Genomic DNA, 18,021 nt, shown 5'->3' on the forward strand with positions numbered 1-18,021 from the left:
GGTGGTTGTGATTTGGTTTTTCGATAAAGGTGGGGGGAGTCAGAATTCAGGAGCCAGAATTCAGAAATCAGAATTCAGGAGTCAGGAGTCAGGAGTCATGTGGTGTGAGGTAGGTGTCGGGAAGCTGGTACAACTTGTCTTGAAATTGGGGAATCAGAACCGCTGAACCGTGAACCATTGAACCGTGAACGGCTAAACCTTTCTTCCCTTGTCTCCAACCGGCATCCGGTTTAGAAGCCTCGCCATGGGCATTCGCGTCAATCCCCTTTGGTTCGTCACTCCGGCTGTTCTGTTCACCGAAGTGCTGAGCCGGACGTTGCGGTTTTCCCAGGAAGGATTGGAGGATGTGGAGGGGGTGCGGCGGGAGGAGCCCATTGTCGTGCCGTTCTGGCATGACGAGTTGTTTCCCTTGATCCATCTGCACCGCGACCAGGGAGTGGTGGCCGTGGTCAGTCAGAGCCGGGACGGGGAGTTTCTGTCCCAGGTTATGGCCAGGTTCGGCTTTCAGCTCGCCCGGGGCTCCAGCCGTCGGGGCGGGGTGGCCGCGTTGATCGCGGCCCGCAAGGAGATGCGTTCGCGCAACGCGGACGTGGTGGTCACTGTGGACGGTCCGCGCGGCCCCCGGCACAAGGTCAAGGAAGGGGCCGTGTATCTGGCCGCCAAGACTGGCGCGCCGCTGGTCCCCTTGCGGGTGTTCATGTCCCGGTCCTTTGTCTTCCAGAAAGCCTGGGACAAATTCCAGCTCCCCTGGCCCGGCGCCCGGTGCCGGGTGGTTTACGGGCGGCCTTACCGGATTCCGGCGGAGCTGACCGCCGAGGACATGGCCCGGGAGTGTTCGCGCTTGGAAGGGCTGCTCAACGCCCTGGGCTCGTAGTCCCTCAGCAAATCCCGGAGTCTTCATGGATTTTCTTCAAGCCGCGGTCCTGGCCCTGGTCCAGGGGCTGACGGAGTTTTTGCCCATTTCCAGTTCCGCCCACCTGATCCTGGTGTCCGTGTTCACGGGCTGGGAAGACCAGGGGCTGACCTTTGACGTGGCCGTGCATATGGGAACCCTGGCGGCCGTGGTCTGGTACTTTCGCCGGGATCTGTTGGAAATGGCCCGGGATTTTTTTCGTTCCTTGACCGGCAAGGGGAGCGGACCCGGGGCACGATTGGCCTGGGCCGTGATTCTGGGGACCATTCCCGTGGGGCTGGCCGGATTGGCGTTTCGGGACGTGGTGGCCACGCATCTGCGCGATCCGTTGATTCTGGCCTTTGGGCTGATGTTCTTCGGGCTGCTTCTGGGCTGGGCGGATTGGCGGAACAAGGGGGGGCGCGATGAACACGGTCTGACCTGGCTGGACATCCTGATCATCGGCTGCGCCCAGGCCGTGGCTCTGATTCCCGGCACATCCCGATCCGGAGCGACCATGACCGCCGGGCTGTTTCTGGGCCTGAACCGGGAAGCCGCGGCCCGGTTTTCCTTTCTGCTGTCCATTCCGGTGATTTTTCTGGCTGGGGCCCTGGAGGCCGGACAGCTTTTCGGCCGGCCGGAACCCACGCAGTGGGGGATGATCTCCGTGGCCACGGTGCTGGCCGGGATCAGCGCCTATCTCTGCATCCACTACTTTCTCAAATTCATCCGCACGGTGGGGATGCAGCCGTTCGTGGCGTATCGGCTTATGCTGGGGGTATTGTTGGTTTGGCTGTATTGGTAGCGGACGCCGGGAAGCGACCGGATCGGCTCTTTGTTTTGAAGAAAAGTAACTATTCAGCACCGAGTAGTGCCGTTGCCGGTGTCGGTGTCGGTATCGGTATCGGAATCGGGATCGAAAAGGGTGGGGCTCGTTCAATTATTCTCCGTTCCGATGCCGATACCGATAGCGACCCCGACCCCGATTGCCGGAGTAAGAGCGGGTAAGATGTGCTGAGTAGATACGAAGAAAATTGGAACATCTTAATGCAAAACGGCATATTGTATGGAATCGGCGTCGGCCCCGGAGATCCGGGGTTGATCACCCTGGCGGCGGTCAAGGCCTTGTCCGAGGTGGACGTGGTCTTTGCCCCGGCTTCAACCAAGAATGATTTTTCCGTGGCCCTGGACATCATCCGGCCGCACTTGCGGGCGGATGTGGAAATCCGGCGGCTGGACTTTCCCATGACCAGGGACGACGCGGTGCGCAACACGGCCCGGGGCAGGAACGCCGAAGCCGTCCTGGAATGTCTGCACGGCGGACGCCATGCGGCCTTCATCACCTTGGGCGACCCGCTGATCTACAGTACCTTCGGGCATTTGCTGCGGGAACTGCGGGCTCGCGACGGCCAGGCGGAAGTGCGGATTATTCCGGGCGTGACCTCCTTCCAGGCGGCCGCGGCCCGCCTGGAGCAGACGTTGGTGGAGGGCGACGAGAGTTTGGTGGTGGCCACGGGCAACAGCGACATTGATCGGCTGGCAAAGCTGCTGGACGTGGCGGATGCCGCCGTGATCCTGAAACCGGCCAAGCGCTTCCCCGCGCTCAGGGCAGCCCTGGAAGACCGCGGACTGACGGACCGGGCCAGACTGATCGAGCGGTGCGGGCTGGATGGAGAGGCCGTGTACGCGAACCTGGATCAGGTCCCGGAAAAGCTGTCCTATTTTTCCCTGCTGCTTGTCGCGCGCAAGGGTGCTTGAGATATCAGCACGAACTCAGGAAGATTCCGCCGGAAAGACGTAGACTTGGTCCATGAGAACATGGACGTGGACGTGCGCTCCCTCGGGCATGGGGAACAGGCAGGGAACTCGGGCGTGCAGATGGATGTCCTCTCTGGCGTTGCCAAAAGCGTTGCCAAGAGCATTACCAGGAGCATTATTTGGCGCTTCGGGGGGGACCGCCGGGGGCTTGGACGCATGCGGCGCAATGCGCAGGTGGACCAGGGTCGCACCGGGCAGGAGCCGGGTGGCCAGCACTTCCCCCGGCACGGTGGATATCGGCGGGGTCGCGTCTGCCCTGAATATCTGGACCGCTTCCGGTCGAAACATGATTTCAACTTCGGCCCCGTCCTGAAACCCGGCGGAGGCTATCCGTCCAAGCGGGGTGGCGACCTGTCCGCCCCGAACCATCCCCCTGATCACGTTCACATCGCTGAAAAAGGTCGTCACAAAGGCGTTCACCGGCTTGGAGTAGAGTTCCACCGGGCTTCCGGTCTGAACGATCCGGCCCTGGTGCATGAGCACGATCCGGTCACCCATGAACATGGCTTCCTCGGGGTCGTGGGTGACCATGACCGTGGCCACGCCGCTGGATTTGAGCACGTGCAGGGTCTGGTCGCGGATCTGGACCCGGAGCCGGGCGTCCAGGCTGGAAAACGGTTCGTCCAGGAGAATGATCCGCGGGCCGGGAGCCAGGGCCCTGGCCAAGGCCACGCGCTGTTGCTGGCCACCGGAGAGTTCGTGCGGGTAGACCGCCGCGAAATCCTGCATGTTGACCTGCTCCAGGGCCTGAAACGCCTTTTGTCGGCGGGCGTCCTTGGACGCGACGGCCGTCAGCCCGAACAGGGTGTTTTCCAGGACCGTCAAGTGGGGAAAAAGGGCAAAGTCCTGGAACAGAAAGCCGGTGCCGCGCCGCTCCGGAAGCATCTGGCGGTGCTGGTCCGCGATGACGTGGTCGTCGATCAGAATCCGGCCGTGCTGGAGTTCCTCCAGTCCGGCGATCAGCCGCAACAGCGTGGTCTTCCCACAGCCCGACGGTCCGAGCAGGCAGACCACCTCGCCGGGTTGGACCTCGAGGTTGATGTTTAGCAGGACGATTTTGGGGCCGTATGCATGGCGAATGTCGTCGAGGATCAGGGACATGGAAAGGGCCTTTGGCGGTTGTCGTGGGTTGGGAGGAAAAAAATGTTTCGCGGGTCGGTGGTTACGTCTGCCCCGGTCTGGATCTGGCGATCATCAAGCTGGCCAGGATCACGGGGATGATTCCGGCCAGAACAATGGCCAGGGAAGAGCTGGACGACTCCTTGAGCAGGCCGTCCGAGGCCAGCTCGTAGGAGCGGATGGCCAGAGTGTTCAACCCGAAGGGGCGCATCATCAAGGTGGCCGGCAGTTCCTTCATCACGTCCACGAAAACCAGGACCCCCGCCGTGAGCAGGCTGGCGCGCATGATCGGCCCGTGCACCCGGCGCAGGGTCTGACCGGCGGACAAGCCCAGGGTTCTGGCCGCGCCGTCCATGCTGGGCGTCACTTTTTGCAGGCTGGCTTCGACGGTATTGGTGGACACGGCCAGGAAGCGGACCACGTAGGCGAAGATCAGCGCGGTCCAGGTGCCGGTGAGCAGCAGGCCCGTGGAGTAGCCGAAGAGCGTGCGGGCCAGATTGTCCACGGCGTTGTCCAGAAAGGCAAAGGGGATCATGATGCCCAGGGCGATGACCGCCCCGGGGATGGCGTAGCCCAGGGAAGCCGTTTGAACGGCGATCCCGGTGGCCTTGCCCGGAACCAGCCTGCGTCCGTAGGCCAGCAGGACCGCCGCGCACACCGCGGCCAGGGCGCTGATCCCGGCCAGGGAAAGGCTTGTTCCGGCCATGCGCAGATAGCGCGGATCGACGAAATCCCAGGTTTGCCATGTCCAGATAATCATCGCGCCCACCGGCAGAATGAATCCGAAGAACACCGGCAGAAAGCAGACCGTGAAGGCCAGCCCGGCGGAAATGCCGGAAAGCTGGAATCGGGGCAGTTGCCGATAGTAGCCCGTGGTGTGGCTGACCCGTCCCCTTCTGGACCAGCGCTCCAGAAGGATCAGCCCCAGAATGAAGAACATCAGCACCGCGCCCAGTTGGGCGGCGATGGCCGGTTGTCCCAAGCCCATCCATGTCCGGTAGATCCCCGTGACGAACGTGTCCACGGCGAAGAAATCCACCGTCCCGAAATCATTCAATGTCTCCATCAAGGCCAGGGCCAGGCCTCCGGCGACCGCGGGTCTGGCCAGGGGCAGGGCCACGCCGAAAAAGGTGCTCCAGGCTCCCCTGCCCAGGGTCCGGCTGGCGTCCAGGACGCAGACCGATTGTTCCAGGAACGCCGCCCGGGAGAGCATGTAGACGTAAGGATAGAAGACCAGGGTCATCATCACGATGGCCCCGGGCAGGGAACGAATCTGAGGGAACCAGTAGTCCGCCGCGGACCGCCAGCCGAAGGATTCCCGCAGCAGCGTCTGCACCGGGCCGCCGTACTCCAGCAGTCCGGTATAGGTGAAGGCGATGACGTAGGCCGGAATGGCCAGGGGGATGATCAGGCTCCATTCGAAAAATCGCCGCCAGGGGAAGCTGGTCATGCTTACCAGCCAGGCCGTGCTCACTCCAAGTAACAGGGTGCCCGCCCCCACGCCGAGCATCAGACTCAGGGAATTGCCCACGTAGCGGGGCAGGACCGTGGCGGCCAGGTGTCGCCACACCTCCAGGGAGGGAACGAACAGGTGGGCCATGATCACCAGGATCGGCGCGGCCACCAGGGCGGCAAGGCCCAGAACCATGAACATCCAGATGCGCAAGCAAAGACTCCGGCTAATGGAATGAGCCTCGGCGCGGCGCGGGCCGTGCCAAGGCAGGAATTGGGTTCGGCAGTGGTCATGGTCGAGGGCGACAACATGTCGCCCTCGACCATGGGAGAAGATGTTACCTCAGAGGACGGTTCCGGGCAAACGGTGTCGAAGCGGAGAACTTATCGCCAACCGGCGCGGTCCATGACCCGCACGGCTTCGGCATTGTATTTTTCGATCAGTGACAGGTTCAGATCGTCGGCCTTGAACTCACCCATCCGGACCACCGGGCCGCTGGGTTGGACGCGAGGATTCACCGGGTACTCGTTGTTGTCCCGTGCGTAGACGTCCTGAGCCTGCTCGCTGGAGAGGAACTCCAGGAGTTTTAGGGCTTCGTCGATGTTCCGGGCGCTTTGCGTCATAGCGCCGCCGCTGAGATTCATATGGGCGCCGCGATCATCCTGGTTGGGCCACATCACGCTCACCTTGGCGGTGACGTCCTGGTCCGCCGGATCGTCGGAAGCCAGAAGACGTCCGAAATAGTAGGTGTTGGCAATGCCCACGGCGCATTCGCCGGAGGCCACGGAACGAATCTGCGCGGTATCGTTGTCCTGGGGCCGACGGGCGAAGTTGTTCACGAATCCCCGCACCCACGTTTCAGTTTGCTCCACGCCGTGGTGGGCGATCATCGAAGCCACCAGGGACTGGTTGTAGATGTTGGAGGAACTGCGCACGCAGATCACGTTCCCCAGTGCTGGATCGGCCAAGGCTTCGTAGGTGGCGATCTTTTCGGGATTGATCCGCTCGGGATCGTAGTAGATGATCCGGGCACGTGAGGAGAGACCGTACCAATACCCCTCGTCGTCGCGGTACTGGGCTGGGATGTTCTCCTCCAGCACGGTGGAACGGGCCGCCTGCAGGACGCCGGCCTGCTTCGCGGCCACCAAGTTGCCGACGTCCACGGTGATCAGCACGTCCGCGGGGCTGTTTCGGCCTTCGCTACGCAGCCGTTCCAGGAGCGCGGGACCCTGGCCGGTGAGCAGGTTGGCGGAGATTCCGGTCTGGGCTGAGAACTCATCCAGGAGCGGCTTGATCAAATGCTCCTGCCGGGCGGAATAGATGTTGACCTCCGCGGCATGCGCAGACGGGATTGTGGGAAAAATCAAGGACAGGACAAGCAAGGGCAGGGTGAGGAATATGGTTTTTGTTTCTTTCAGAAGCGACATGGTCAGTGAACCTCCGGTTTGATGTGAGAGTAAGGCAATCCTTTTTGTCGAGAAATATCGAGAAAGAAATTGATAGGCACTTTCATATTGGTTGTCAATGTTGCGTTGAGCAGTGGCGAAAAATAATGGGATTTGTCGGACCATTTTTTGACTGGAAATCAGAATGTGCTGAGCAGATGTAACTACTCAGCACAGAGTAATGCCGTTGCCGGGGGTCGGAATCGGAATCGGAATCGGAATCGGGATCGGGATCGAAAACGCTGGGATGCATTCTCAATTCTTCCTGTTCCGATTCCGACCCCGATACCGATTGCCAGAGCAAAAGCGGACACAAAATGTGCTGAGTAGATACAGCAGTTTCCCAACAAAAAAAGCGACTCGGTATAACCGAGTCGCTTTTTTGAAGTATGGAAGTTGTTTTTGGGTGCTATTCCAGCCACCGATTGGCGTAATATTGAAAAATTTCCGTGACCTTGCGGCCATGGACCGGCACGAAGGGGCCCAGGGCCGCGGCGGTCCGGGTGTCGGCCGCGCATTCGTAGGTCCATTCCGTGTATTCCAGTATCCCGATGTAGTTGCCGGGGCCGGTGCTCGCTTGCTTGACGGACCAGGCCACGGAGTCCCGATCCACCTGCATGTAGCGCCCGACGTATCCGGCCCCGTTGTTCACGAACTCGACATTTCCGATCCGGGAGTGGAAATTGCGGTCGATTTTATCGATCCAGTTTTGGGAAAACAGAGCGAATTGTTGTTCAATATAAATTGCCTGCGAGGAGACCGGAGGCGAGTCGAATCCCGAGGCGGCCGATGGAAGGGGGGCCGCCGGAAGCAGAACCGTCAGTAACAGGATCATGCGAAGATGTCGCATAGGTGTCTCGTGAAGGTTGAAGGTCCCCCTCCCCGGACGGGGAGGGGGAAACTGAACAGGAGAGATGTTATTCGAAGCGAATTTCCACGCGACGGTTCAGAGAGCGTCCTTCGCGGGTGTTGTTGTCGAAACGGGGTTGGGTCAAGCCGAAGCCCTGCGTCGTGATGCGGTCCGCGGGGATGCCTTCGTTGACCAGGAAGCTCCGGACCGAGGAGGCGCGACGCTCGGAAAGGCCCATGTTGTAGCTGGCCGGACCGATGTTGCAGGTATGACCATCGACCATGACCTGCTTGCCGGGACGGGACTTGATGATTTCAGCGGCTTCTTTGAGCAGGGGCGCGAATTCGGGCTTGATGTTGTACTTGTCGAAGTCGAAGTTGACGTTGCGGAAGACGATGACTTCTTCCACCGGAGCCGGAGCGGGTTCGGCCACCGGTGCGGCGGGGATAACTTCCACGTCGTAGAAGACCTTGCGCACGAAGTCCGCACGCTTGCCGTCGTCCGTCAGGTCCATGAGGTCCGCGGTGACCGAGCAGGGGTTGATGGCGGCGATCTGCTCCACCATGGCTTTTTCAGCCGCGGTCTGGGCGAAGCTGATCACGTGGAAGCAGATATTTTCGCCGTATTTGGCGTACATGTCCTGCACTACGGGCAGCGGCTTGGGGCCGATGTTGGACTCGCCGTCCGTGACCAGGATCACGGCGCGTCGGTCGGACAGGCCGCCGACAACGGAGTCAAGGGACTTCAGGCCCAGACCCATGGGGGTCAGGCGACCGAAGATGTCGTACTGGGTCTTTACGCTGTCGATGCCCTGGTTCATGCGACCCTTGTTGTACGGGGAGGGCCCGATGTATTCTTGGAAGGGAGCGTAGGTGTACAGCCCGGAGGTGAAGGCGATCTCAGGAATGTCGGCGTTGACGGCCTTGAGGACTTCCTTGGCCACTTCGATTTTTTCCTGCTTGTTCGGATCGTGGCGGGCGGCCAGGGAGCTTTGGGACTCGGAAGGGGCGCTCATGGCCATGGATCCGGAGTGGTCGATGAAAAAGAGAAAATTCTCCGCTCTGGGGACGATCCGTTCGGTTTGGGCCACGGCGGTCGTCGCCATGCCCAGGCAGAGGGCCAACAGGCCCAGGAGGGCCAACAGGGAAACCAGCGGCTTCAGAACATGTTTACGCATCATTTCATCTCCTTTTGCTTAAGTCTTAAAAGCGTGCAGGGCACGACGCCCGTGGTGTCACGGAAAAAAACCGAGAAGGAATACGGTTGGGTCTTTTAGAAAAGTCGCGAAAAAAAGGTCACCTCCTTCTCCAGACAGCGACTACTCGTTACGCCATAGGGTGAAGAATATCGCACCCCGAAAAAAAGCTCAAGAGGGGGTTGATGCGTCCGGTGAAGAATTATGCGGAGAGCTTGGGGGCGAGCTCGGCGAAGAGTCGTATTGGGAAAGCAACGGAGAAGCCGACGCTTCCTTGGGCAGGATGAAGTAGAAATTGTTGCCCATGGGAGTCGGTTCATAGCTCATCCTGCCGCCGTGCAGTTCCACGATCTGGCGGATGAAGAACAAGCCGTGGCCGGTCCCCGGTTCCTGAGCGGTGTTCCCGGCTCGGAACCCTTCCTCAAAGAGGTGATCCCGTTCCTCTCCGGTGATGTGCGGTCCGGTGGTGAAAACGTTCAGCTTGACTCCGTCCAGGCCGATGCCGAAAAAATTGGGCATGTCCTCCCATCCATAGGAGAGAAACTTGACCCACCGACCGCGGGCGTCGCGAACCGGGGCGGCGTACTTCACGGCATTGGAAAACAGGTTGGCGTAGACCTGGGTTATCAGGCCGACGTCCACGACCACCTCGATTTCCTTGTCCGGAACCCCGGCCCAGGCGATTTCGATGCCGCGATCCTCGAACTGGGTCATGAATCGGGCGATCTGCGGATCAATGATCTGGTTCTTGAAGTTGCAGACCCGTTTTTCCAGGACATATCGCCCCTGTTCAAAATGACTTCGGCGCAACAAGGTTTCCAGAAACAGACTGGTGTTGTCGTAGTGGCGCTGAATTTCCCCGAACTGATCCTGGAGCGCGTCCTGAACGTAGTCCATTTTGGCGACGAGTTGCTTCCACCGCGCGTCGTCGACGGACAGGCCGTCCGGGGGAGCTTGGCGCATGTCTCCGGCCAGCTCGCCGAGGGCGTTGATGGTGCTTTCCAGACGACGATAAAACAATTTGAAGTACATGTTGGGCACGATGACATTATGCCCGATGTCCTTGACCAGGCTGCGGATGAACAGGATGTGCTCCTGGTTCTTCTGGCTGATCATCCGATTGTGGAGTTGAAAGCCGACCCGGTTGGCGTATTTTTCCAGAAAGAGTCGGTCGTGGTCGGAAAGGGCGTCCACGGGGTAGATGTCCAGAATGCCGATCAGATGATTCTCGGAGTCGGCCGGAGGAAGGGATTGCAGGTCCTTGTTGCCTTTGATCGGGAGATAATAATGGCCCTCATGGATCGTGGGCGTGGAGAAAGAGGGAATATCCGACGCGGGGGTCGGTTTTTGGCCTCGCTCCGGGCAAATGACGATATGATCGACGCGGTGATCCTGGAACATGTACAGGGTGCAGTCCAGGTTGAAAAAAACTTTTGGGACCAGGGCGCAGACGGTCATCAGGTCCCGAAAGGAATCGAATTCCTGGGCCAGGTCGAAAAAAACGTTCAGGGCCGTGCTTTGCAGGGAGGAGAAGTTGTAGTCCGCGTAGTCGTCGATCTTTTCATGGATGCGTTTCTGGACGGACAGAGCCCTGGGGTATTCCAGGCAAAGCGAGGCGATATCCAAGGGGGTGGGGCTGTGCATATGCTGATCCGAAATAATCGTCTTCGCAATCCGCTTCGAGGTTTTTCGGGTTGAGTCGATCCAGGCCGCGACGGTCAGGGAGTGAAGCCGGGGGGCAGGGCGTCCTTGTCCGGCACGGCGTCGGGAAGAGGAGCGAAGGCGGTGTCCGGCGTTTCCAGGTCAAAAGGGGCGTATTCGGCTTGATCCGGCGAAACGACGTGCAACATCAACCCCATGTCTTGACCATGGACCTTGTAGGATCCAGCGCCGAGGCGCAACGCTTCCATGGGCTCAACGATAATGGCCGACGCGGCGCGAACCGGGCAATGGTATTCGCAGAACCCGCATCCCGAACATTTTCGTCCGTCCACAAAGGGCACGGGCTGAGAATGGGTCGCCACCCTTCGCAGATCAATGGCATCATACGGGCAAACTTCATCGCAAACAAGGCATTTTTTGTTCCATTCCCAGGCCAGACATTTGTGGCGCAGGATCGTCGCGGTTCCGACCTTGGCCCAGGTTTTTTCAGTGAGCGGGAGGTCGCGGATGGCCCCGGTGGGGCAGACCCGGCCGCAGGCCGTGCATTCCGGTTCGCAGGGGCCCCGGCGGGGGGTCAGGCGCGGGCTGAACAGGGCGACGGCTCCGGCCTGGAACCAGATCGGCTGGAGGGTGTTGGTGGGACAGGCCCGCATGCACAGCCCGCAACGGATGCAGCGGGCCAGGAAATAGCGTTCCGGCAGACTGCCCGGAGGGCGGAGCAGGGTTTCCGGAGTAATGTCGCCGGGCAGCATTTCGTCCCGGACCTCCAGCAGTCCGGTGTAGGTCAGGGTCGCGGTCCCGGCCCCGGCCAGTCCGGCCAGCAAGGCCTCGCGCCGTTGCGGGGAAAAGCTCGGCGTCTTTCCGCCGAATTCGCGGGATGGCTGGAACGTCACGGCCTGAACCGGACAGATCCGGACGCATTCCTGGCAGGCGATGCATTCTTCATGGATGGTCCGGGATGGATTCGCCGGGATGGCGGCCATGGGACAGCGCCGCTGGCAGGCTCCGCAGTCGGTGCAGGTTTCGGAGACGGTTCTGCGGATCAACGGCCGTCGGCCCACAAGGGCCAGCAGGGCCCCGGAAGGACAGAGATACCGGCACCAGAAGCGGGGGCTCCAACGGGCCAGGCTGAAAACAGCCAGGAAGAACAGGAGAAGAAACCATTGGGTCGTGAACCTGGGCTGGTGGAGTTCGGCGTAGGCGGCCCAGGTCCAGTCCAGGTGCAGGGCCAGGGGACGCAGGACGTGGAGCGCGGCGTCGCCGAGCAGGGACGCCGCCGGGTGGACCAGAAGGGTGTAGAAGCGAGTGATCAGGGACAGAGGCGATGCGAGGAATACCGTGGACACGCCGAGGACGGCGGCGGCCAGGATGAAGAACAGGATCAGATATTTGACCCGGCGCAATCCGCTGGAAGGCTGGGACGGGGGCGGCAGGATCGGGGCGGAGGGATCGTCCTGAGCCGAGAGCTCTCCGGAAGAGCGGCCCTTCCCGGCGGAGCGCGGGATGCGGGCTAGGCGGTCGGTGAGGTCCAGGGTCGTGCCCATGGGGCAAAGGTAGCCGCAGAAAAAGCGGCCCAGCACCACGGTCAGGGCCAGGATCAGGACCGCCGGGGCCAGGGCGGCGATCCAGGCCCGGTCCGCCAGAACCGTGCCCGCCAGGACCAGGGGGTCCAGGCGGAGAAAGGCGTCCACCGGGGCCCAGTCCGGCACGGGGAAAAAGGCCAGGCCGAGCAGGATCAGGAAGGCGGCCAGGCTCAGGGTTTGGACGATGCGTTGAAACGGGATCATGCCGCGACTTCGTCGATGCGCAATCCGGACAGGTCCATGGTGCCCAAGCCGCGTTCATGGGCCAGCAGAATGTGTTGAACCTGGCGCGGTTCGAAGCGGCGGCCGTACCATTCAAAGAGGCTGACGGCCATGGCGTCCGCGGCCACCACGTCCCTGGATGCGATCACCGTGTTTTCCTGGAGCACCTTGCCGGGTCCGAAGGGGCCGTTGGTGGAGAGCACCCGTGTGGCGTCCACCACCGTGAGGTCGGGCATGAGCAGGGTGGTCAGGTCCACGATGGCCGTGTGCAGATCGAACCGGCGGTGCAGGATGCCCCGGTCCAGGATCAGGCCGAGCATGCCCTTCATGGCCAGGCTGACTCCGGTGGCGGAATGGGATTTGGCCACCGGCGCGGCGATGAGCACGTCGGCGGTGAGCACGTCCTCCATGACCTGGGTTTCGCGGAGCTGTTCGCCCTGAGGGATCGGGACGGAGCGGAAAAAACGGGCCGCGTTCAGGGTGTGCACGGAAACGTCGGGCAAGGCCGCGCAGGCTTCCTGGATGCCGGACTGGACCAGGCACATTTCCGCGTTTTGCAGGGGGTGATCCAGAACGCGCACCCGGGCGGCTCCGGCTTCCCGGCACATCAGGGCCAGTTCGCGGACCACGTCCGGATGGGTGTTGGTGGCCCGCTCCGGCGGTTGGGCAAAACTCATGTTCGGCTTGATCACCACCCGCTGGCCGGGGCGGACAAAGGCGGCCATCCCGCCCAGAGCCTCCACAGCGGCCCTGGTCGCCGGGCCGGGTTCGCCCCTGGCCACGGTCAGGTCCGGTGTTTCGTCAGCTCTTTGGGCCGCGGCCAGAGGCCGGGCGTGCAGCAGTCCGTGGCCGCCTGCGGCCAGGACCAAGGCCGCCGTGCCCTGGGCTTTCAAAAAATCCCGGCGGGAGACGCGGAGGGGGGGCTGGTGGGCAGGACCACAAACAGGACCCAAAACAATATCGGATACCGTATCGGAAAGACTCTCGGAATCGGCGAAACGGCGGGTTGACGGCATGGGGAACTCCTTGGATTGGGGTTCGGGAAGAGAAGCGGAACGCGCCTTTACAATGGCGGACGGGGTGGCGTAAAAAGGCGGTTTGCCGAACTCAGACCGGCAAAACCGACGGCGAACATGGAAAACCATTCATTATTTCATTCTTTTTTTCAAGGCCGCGCCATGGGGTATCTGGACCGGCTGATCGACCTGGCGTTGGAAGAGGACGGACGGGACCTGACCTCCGAGGCGCTGTTTACCGAGAACGACCAGGCCAAGGCCCGGATTCGGGCCAAGCAGGACACCCGGATTGTCGGGCTGCCGATTATTCCCTTGATTTTAGCCCGGTTTCCCGGTGCGGTGCGCGTGAGTTTTCCGGAGGCCGAAGGAGCCCTGGTGCCTTCGGGCACATATGTCGCCCTTTTTCAGGGTCAAGCGCGGGCCTTGCTCAAGGCCGAGCGGGTGATCCTGAACTTTATCGGCCGGCTCTCCGGCATCGCCAACCTGACCCGGGCCTTTTGCGAACGGATTGCCGGGACGGGCGTGCGGCTTCTGGACACCCGCAAGACCACCCCGGGTCTGCGCTATCCGGAGAAATACGCGGTGGCCGTGGTCGGCGGGTCCAACCACCGGCTGGACTTGAGCGAGATGCTGATGCTCAAGGACAACCATATCGACCGGGCCGGAGGGATCACGCCTGCCGTGCGACGCCTGCTGGCGGCCTACGACCCGTGTCCGCCCATCGAGGTGGAATGCCGGACCCTGGAAGAGGTCGCCGAAGCCGCGGCCCTGTCCGTGCAACGAATCATGCTGGACAACATGCGTCCGGAAGAGATGGCCCGGGCCCTGGCCATGATCCCCCAAACCATGGAAACGGAAATCAGCGGCGGCGTCGCCCTGGACACCATCGCCGCCCTGGCCGCCCTCCGGCCCACCTTCATTTCCGCCGGAGCCCTGACCCATTCCGCGGCCTGCGCGGATTTCAGCATGACCATCGATCTTACGCCCAACGCCTGATTTTATAATACGTGCAGCATGAAACAAATAGCTGGGGTGAACTTCAAGTCGAAATCGAGATCGAAATCGAAATCGCTATCGAAATCGCTGATGCAGTCATTCTCTTTGAAGCACTTGTTTTTCTCGATTTCGATTTCGATACCGATTTCGATTCTGACACCGGGGCCAAGTTGACCCGGTAATGTCATTCTTATGCAGCAACATATAGTAATTTTTGCCTTTGTTTAAGCAACAGGATACCTTCATGACCACCGACATCTCCCAGCGTACCCAACGCATCACGGCCCTGCGTCGCGAACTCGGATCATCCCTGGCCATTCTCGGCCACCATTACCAGAGCGACGACGTGATCCAACACGTGGATTTTCAGGGGGACTCCCTGGAGCTGGCCCGCCGGATACCCGGGCTGGACGCCCGGTACATCGTGTTCTGCGGCGTTTCCTTCATGGCCGAAACCGCGGCCTTGCTGGCCAAGCCGGAACAGACCGTGTTGATTCCCGACCCCAAGGCCCATTGCTGCATGGCCGGGACCGCGCCGGATCGCAGGGTGGCCGCGGTTCTGGAGCGGATCACCGCGGCGGGCCGCAAGGTCGTTCCCCTGGCCTATGTGAACTCGTCCGTGGGAGTTAAAGCCCTGTGCGGGCGGTACGGCGGCAGCGTCTGCACCTCGGCCAACGCGGCGATCATGCTCGAATGGGCCTTGGAACAGGGTGACAGCGTTCTCTTCTTGCCGGACAAGAACCTGGGCATGAACACGGCGGATTTGCTGGGCATTTCCAAGCAGGACCAAGCCGTGCTGAACGTGCGCGAAGAGAGCGGTTGGAACGAGGATATTTTGGCCCGGAGGCTGCTGTTCTGGCCCGGGGTCTGCGCCATCCACTTCCGGCTCAAGCCCGAGGACGTGCGCCTAGTGTTGGAGGACGATCCCCGGCCCCTGATTTTCGTGCATCCGGAATGCGATCCGGCGGTGGTGGCCCTGGCGGACGTTTCGGCGTCCACTTCGGGCATTATCCGGGCCGTGCGCGAGGCCCCGGTCGGCGCGACCATCTACATCGGCACCGAGGACAACCTTGTTTTGCGCTTGGCCAGGCTGCATCCGGACAAGCATATCTCTCCGCTGGGGGCCGGGTATTGCAGCGCGATGCTCAAGATCACCGAGCCGAAGCTGCTGGACGCCCTGGAAAATTTGGACCGGCATGAACCAGTCCGGGTGGACCCGGAGGTGGCCCCTGACGCCCGCAAGGCCCTGGAAACCATGCTGGCCGTGATGGAGGGCGCGAAATGACCGACACCATCGAAACCACGGCCCTGGTCATCGGTTCCGGCATCGCGGGCTGCGTCGCGGCTCTGACCATGGCCGAGGCCGGTCTGGAGGTCACCCTGGTTTGCGCCGGGGATCAGCTTGACGAGGGGAACACGGCTCTGGCCCAGGGAGGGATCGTCTATCGCGGCCTGGACGATTCCGCCAAACTGATGGCCTCGGACATCTTTACCGCGGGATGGGAAATGAATTCACCCTCCGCGGTGCGTTTTTTGTGCCGCAAAGGGCCGGAGATCCTGCACAAGGTGTTCCTGGAAAAGCTGGCCGTGCCCTTTGCCCGGGAAGAACTCGGCGATTACCATCTGACCATGGAAGGCGGGCACAGTCGGGCCCGGGTGCTGTACAGCGCGGACTATACCGGACGGGTGATCATGGACAGCCTGATCGTGGCCGTGCGCAAGAGTCCGAATATCCGGGTGATGACCGGGATGACCGCGGTTGATCTCCTGACCACCCACCACCACAGCGGTGCGCTGGAAATCCGCTATCAGATCACCAATCAGTGCGCGGGGGCGTACATTCTGGAGAACTCCACCGGGATGATCCGCCGCTTTCTGGCCGACTACACGGTGCTGGCCACGGGCGGCATCGGACAGGTCTACCTGAACACCACCAATACCCCGGGCTCCCTGGGGTCGGGCTTCGCCATGGCCCACCGGGCCGGGGCTCGGCTGATGAACCAGGAGTACATCCAGTTCCACCCCACGTCCTTGTTCCATCGCGGCCCGCGCAAGTTCCTGATCTCCGAGGCGGTACGCGGCGAGGGAGCGCGGTTGATCAACGTGCATGGCCGCGCCTTCATGGGCGACTACGACCCCAGGGCGGATCTGGCTCCCCGGGACATCGTGACCCGGGCCATTGTCGATGAAATGCTCAAGACCGGGGATGACTTCGTCTACCTGGACGCGGCCAAATATATCCATAAAGACCTTGCGGCCCGCTTTCCCACCATCCACCAGCGCTGCCGGGAATTGGGCGTGGACATGACCAGGGAGCCGATCCCCGTGGTTCCGGCGGCCCACTATTTCTGCGGCGGCATTCTGGTGGACCAGCGCGGCCGGACGACCATCGAACGCCTCTACGCCGGGGGCGAATGCGCCTGCACCGGGGTCCACGGGGCCAACCGGCTGGCCAGCACCTCCCTGCTGGAAGGGCTGGTCTGGGGTTGGGCCATCGGACGGGACGTGGCCTCCCGAATGAAGCGCGGGACCATGCTCAGCGCCAAGCTGAAGGCGTCCATCGCGCCGTGGAAGGTCCTGGGCCAGCGCCAGAACGAGGACCCGGTCCTGGTGGCCCAGGACTGGGCGGCCATCAAGCACACCATGTGGAATTACGTGGGCATCAAGCGGACCACTCCGCGCCTGAAGCGGGCCTTCGACGATCTGCGCGACCTGAACAAGCGCCTGCACTCCTTTTATAAGGAAACGAAGCTTTCCAAACCGCTGGTGGATCTGTTCCACGGCTGCCAGACCGCCTACATCATCACCACCGCGGCCATGCGCAACACCGAGAGCAAAGGCTGCCACTTCCGGGTGGATGAGTGAAACGGCACACGTCTTCCTGGCGCGGTTATCGGGGCCGGTGTCGGCCCGGACAGGGAGAAGTGGGCTTTCAGGCCGTGGTGGAGCAGACGGATTTGTGGGTCGTGGCCCAGCGGGATCTGCGGCGGGAAGTGCTCCAGGCGGTGAACGCTTGTCGTGGGCTGCTTCAGGCGCACATCGCCCGGCAACCGGAATTCGCCGCCAGCCTGGAGCCGGTGCAGGTCCAGGCAGATGTTTCGGAAATCATCCAGGACATGGCCCGGGCCGGACGGATCTGCGGCGTGGGCCCCATGGCCGCGGTGGCCGGGGCCGTGGCCCAGTGGGTGGCCGCCTGGATCGTCGAACACTGCCCCGAAGCCGGTCCGACCTTGCTGGTGGAAAACGGCGGCGACCTCTACCTGCGGTCCGACCGGGAGCGGATTATCGGCCTGTTGGCCCTGCCCGAGGGCGAGTCCAGCCTGGGGTTGCGACTCGGCCCCGAGGATTTCCCCTGCGCGCTCTGCTCCTCCTCCGGGACCATCGGTCACTCCCTGAGCTTCGGCCAAGCCGACCTGGTAGCCGCCCGCTCCCGCGACGCCGCCCTGGCCGACGCCGCGGCCACGGCCCTGGCCAACCTGCTCCGCACTCCCAAGGACATGCCCCTGGTCATGCAACGGGCCGAAGCCTTTGCCGAACACGGTCTGGACGGCGTCTTCGCCCAATGCGGGGATCAGATTGGGGTCTGGGGGCGGATGGATTTGGTTTGCCTGGAGGCGTGATTGGTTGAGGCGGTTGTGCAACTGACCGGCGTAGTTTTGAATGAGGTCGCGTAACTACTCAGCACAAAGCAATGCTGTTGTCGGGGTCGGAGTCGGGGTCGGAATCGGGATCGAAAACGCTGGGATGCGTTCTTATTTTTTCCTGTTTCG

Annotated in this window: 15 protein-coding genes; 7 read left to right on the top strand and 8 right to left on the bottom strand. The window is 62.0% G+C overall.

Annotated features, from left to right (window positions below; translation table 11 throughout):
* The first annotated feature begins 244 nt into the window (after nucleotides 1–244).
* The 3 genes from DESLA_RS0101195 (at nucleotide 245) to cobI (ending at nucleotide 2,650) form a co-directional block, all read left to right on the top strand.
* Complete coding sequence (locus tag DESLA_RS0101195) at nucleotides 245–874, top strand: lysophospholipid acyltransferase family protein (protein WP_028571069.1); 630 nt, start codon at nucleotides 245–247, stop codon at nucleotides 872–874.
* Nucleotides 875–899: 25 nt separating this feature from the next.
* The gene (locus DESLA_RS0101200; RefSeq protein ID WP_028571070.1) at nucleotides 900–1,697 is read left to right on the top strand and encodes an undecaprenyl-diphosphate phosphatase; all 798 of its coding nucleotides are present in this window, start codon (nucleotides 900–902) and stop codon (nucleotides 1,695–1,697) included.
* Nucleotides 1,698–1,939: 242 nt separating this feature from the next.
* On the top strand, nucleotides 1,940–2,650 hold the full coding sequence (gene cobI, locus DESLA_RS0101205) for a precorrin-2 C(20)-methyltransferase (RefSeq protein WP_028571071.1): 711 nt from the start codon (nucleotides 1,940–1,942) through the stop codon (nucleotides 2,648–2,650).
* Nucleotides 2,651–2,665: 15 nt separating this feature from the next.
* On the opposite strand, the gene DESLA_RS17955 is transcribed toward cobI, so the two are convergent.
* The 8 genes from DESLA_RS17955 to DESLA_RS0101245 all read right to left on the bottom strand — a co-directional run bounded on the left by DESLA_RS17955 (nucleotide 2,666) and on the right by DESLA_RS0101245 (nucleotide 13,255).
* Complete coding sequence (locus DESLA_RS17955; protein ID WP_035261178.1) at nucleotides 2,666–3,811, bottom strand: ABC transporter ATP-binding protein; 1,146 nt, start codon at nucleotides 3,809–3,811, stop codon at nucleotides 2,666–2,668.
* 61 nt (nucleotides 3,812–3,872) lie between these two features.
* The gene (locus tag DESLA_RS17960) at nucleotides 3,873–5,495 is read right to left on the bottom strand and encodes an ABC transporter permease (RefSeq protein WP_035261180.1); all 1,623 of its coding nucleotides are present in this window, start codon (nucleotides 5,493–5,495) and stop codon (nucleotides 3,873–3,875) included.
* A gap of 170 nt (nucleotides 5,496–5,665) precedes the next feature.
* The gene (locus DESLA_RS0101220) at nucleotides 5,666–6,709 is read right to left on the bottom strand and encodes a Fe(3+) ABC transporter substrate-binding protein (protein ID WP_051434265.1); all 1,044 of its coding nucleotides are present in this window, start codon (nucleotides 6,707–6,709) and stop codon (nucleotides 5,666–5,668) included.
* 427 nt (nucleotides 6,710–7,136) lie between these two features.
* Nucleotides 7,137–7,577: a hypothetical protein gene (locus DESLA_RS21345; RefSeq protein ID WP_051434266.1), complete on the bottom strand. Its 441-nt coding sequence runs from the start codon at nucleotides 7,575–7,577 to the stop codon at nucleotides 7,137–7,139.
* Nucleotides 7,578–7,644: 67 nt separating this feature from the next.
* Nucleotides 7,645–8,757, bottom strand: a complete 1,113-nt coding sequence (locus DESLA_RS0101230; RefSeq protein ID WP_051434267.1) for an OmpA family protein — start codon at nucleotides 8,755–8,757, stop codon at nucleotides 7,645–7,647.
* 186 nt (nucleotides 8,758–8,943) lie between these two features.
* Entirely contained in the window at nucleotides 8,944–10,416 is a 1,473-nt protein-coding gene (locus tag DESLA_RS17970; RefSeq protein ID WP_084031793.1) for a sensor histidine kinase, read from the bottom strand.
* A gap of 74 nt (nucleotides 10,417–10,490) precedes the next feature.
* Nucleotides 10,491–12,221 (bottom strand): 4Fe-4S binding protein, encoded by a 1,731-nt coding sequence (locus DESLA_RS17975; protein WP_051434268.1) that lies wholly within the window; start codon nucleotides 12,219–12,221, stop codon nucleotides 10,491–10,493.
* Complete coding sequence (locus DESLA_RS0101245; protein WP_084031794.1) at nucleotides 12,218–13,255, bottom strand: DUF362 domain-containing protein; 1,038 nt, start codon at nucleotides 13,253–13,255, stop codon at nucleotides 12,218–12,220. Before DESLA_RS0101245 ends, DESLA_RS17975 begins: the two co-directional genes overlap by 4 nt.
* 117 nt (nucleotides 13,256–13,372) lie before the next feature.
* On the opposite strand from DESLA_RS0101245, the gene nadC reads away from it, so the two are divergent.
* The 4 genes from nadC (at nucleotide 13,373) to DESLA_RS0101270 (ending at nucleotide 17,871) form a co-directional block, all read left to right on the top strand.
* The gene (nadC, locus tag DESLA_RS0101250; protein ID WP_028571075.1) at nucleotides 13,373–14,251 is read left to right on the top strand and encodes a carboxylating nicotinate-nucleotide diphosphorylase; all 879 of its coding nucleotides are present in this window, start codon (nucleotides 13,373–13,375) and stop codon (nucleotides 14,249–14,251) included.
* A gap of 244 nt (nucleotides 14,252–14,495) precedes the next feature.
* On the top strand, nucleotides 14,496–15,536 hold the full coding sequence (locus DESLA_RS0101260; RefSeq protein ID WP_028571077.1) for a quinolinate synthase: 1,041 nt from the start codon (nucleotides 14,496–14,498) through the stop codon (nucleotides 15,534–15,536).
* Complete coding sequence (gene nadB / locus DESLA_RS0101265; RefSeq protein WP_028571078.1) at nucleotides 15,533–17,116, top strand: L-aspartate oxidase; 1,584 nt, start codon at nucleotides 15,533–15,535, stop codon at nucleotides 17,114–17,116. Before DESLA_RS0101260 ends, nadB begins: the two co-directional genes overlap by 4 nt.
* Complete coding sequence (locus DESLA_RS0101270) at nucleotides 17,113–17,871, top strand: UPF0280 family protein (RefSeq protein ID WP_028571079.1); 759 nt, start codon at nucleotides 17,113–17,115, stop codon at nucleotides 17,869–17,871. The genes nadB and DESLA_RS0101270 overlap by 4 nt, the downstream gene beginning before the upstream one ends.
* Nucleotides 17,872–18,021: the final 150 nt, after the last annotated feature.

Origin of the sequence: Desulfonatronum lacustre DSM 10312 (assembly GCF_000519265.1) — a bacterium.
Lineage (GTDB): Bacteria > Desulfobacterota > Desulfovibrionia > Desulfovibrionales > Desulfonatronaceae > Desulfonatronum > Desulfonatronum lacustre.

What these genes read in the sequence shown, in the direction of transcription:
- DESLA_RS21345 (WP_051434266.1), bottom strand. Translation starts at nt 7,577, where the DNA reads ATGCGACATCTTCGCATGATCCTGTTACTGACGGTTCTGCTTCCGGCG.
- DESLA_RS0101245 (WP_084031794.1), bottom strand. Translation starts at nt 13,255, where the DNA reads ATGCCGTCAACCCGCCGTTTCGCCGATTCCGAGAGTCTTTCCGATACG.
- DESLA_RS17975 (WP_051434268.1), bottom strand. Translation starts at nt 12,221, where the DNA reads ATGATCCCGTTTCAACGCATCGTCCAAACCCTGAGCCTGGCCGCCTTC.
- nadC (WP_028571075.1), top strand. Translation starts at nt 13,373, where the DNA reads ATGGAAAACCATTCATTATTTCATTCTTTTTTTCAAGGCCGCGCCATG.
- cobI (WP_028571071.1), top strand. Translation starts at nt 1,940, where the DNA reads ATGCAAAACGGCATATTGTATGGAATCGGCGTCGGCCCCGGAGATCCG.
- DESLA_RS17955 (WP_035261178.1), bottom strand. Translation starts at nt 3,811, where the DNA reads ATGTCCCTGATCCTCGACGACATTCGCCATGCATACGGCCCCAAAATC.
- DESLA_RS0101260 (WP_028571077.1), top strand. Translation starts at nt 14,496, where the DNA reads ATGACCACCGACATCTCCCAGCGTACCCAACGCATCACGGCCCTGCGT.
- DESLA_RS0101230 (WP_051434267.1), bottom strand. Translation starts at nt 8,757, where the DNA reads ATGATGCGTAAACATGTTCTGAAGCCGCTGGTTTCCCTGTTGGCCCTC.
- DESLA_RS17970 (WP_084031793.1), bottom strand. Translation starts at nt 10,416, where the DNA reads ATGCACAGCCCCACCCCCTTGGATATCGCCTCGCTTTGCCTGGAATAC.
- DESLA_RS0101200 (WP_028571070.1), top strand. Translation starts at nt 900, where the DNA reads ATGGATTTTCTTCAAGCCGCGGTCCTGGCCCTGGTCCAGGGGCTGACG.
- DESLA_RS0101195 (WP_028571069.1), top strand. Translation starts at nt 245, where the DNA reads ATGGGCATTCGCGTCAATCCCCTTTGGTTCGTCACTCCGGCTGTTCTG.
- DESLA_RS0101220 (WP_051434265.1), bottom strand. Translation starts at nt 6,709, where the DNA reads ATGTCGCTTCTGAAAGAAACAAAAACCATATTCCTCACCCTGCCCTTG.
- nadB (WP_028571078.1), top strand. Translation starts at nt 15,533, where the DNA reads ATGACCGACACCATCGAAACCACGGCCCTGGTCATCGGTTCCGGCATC.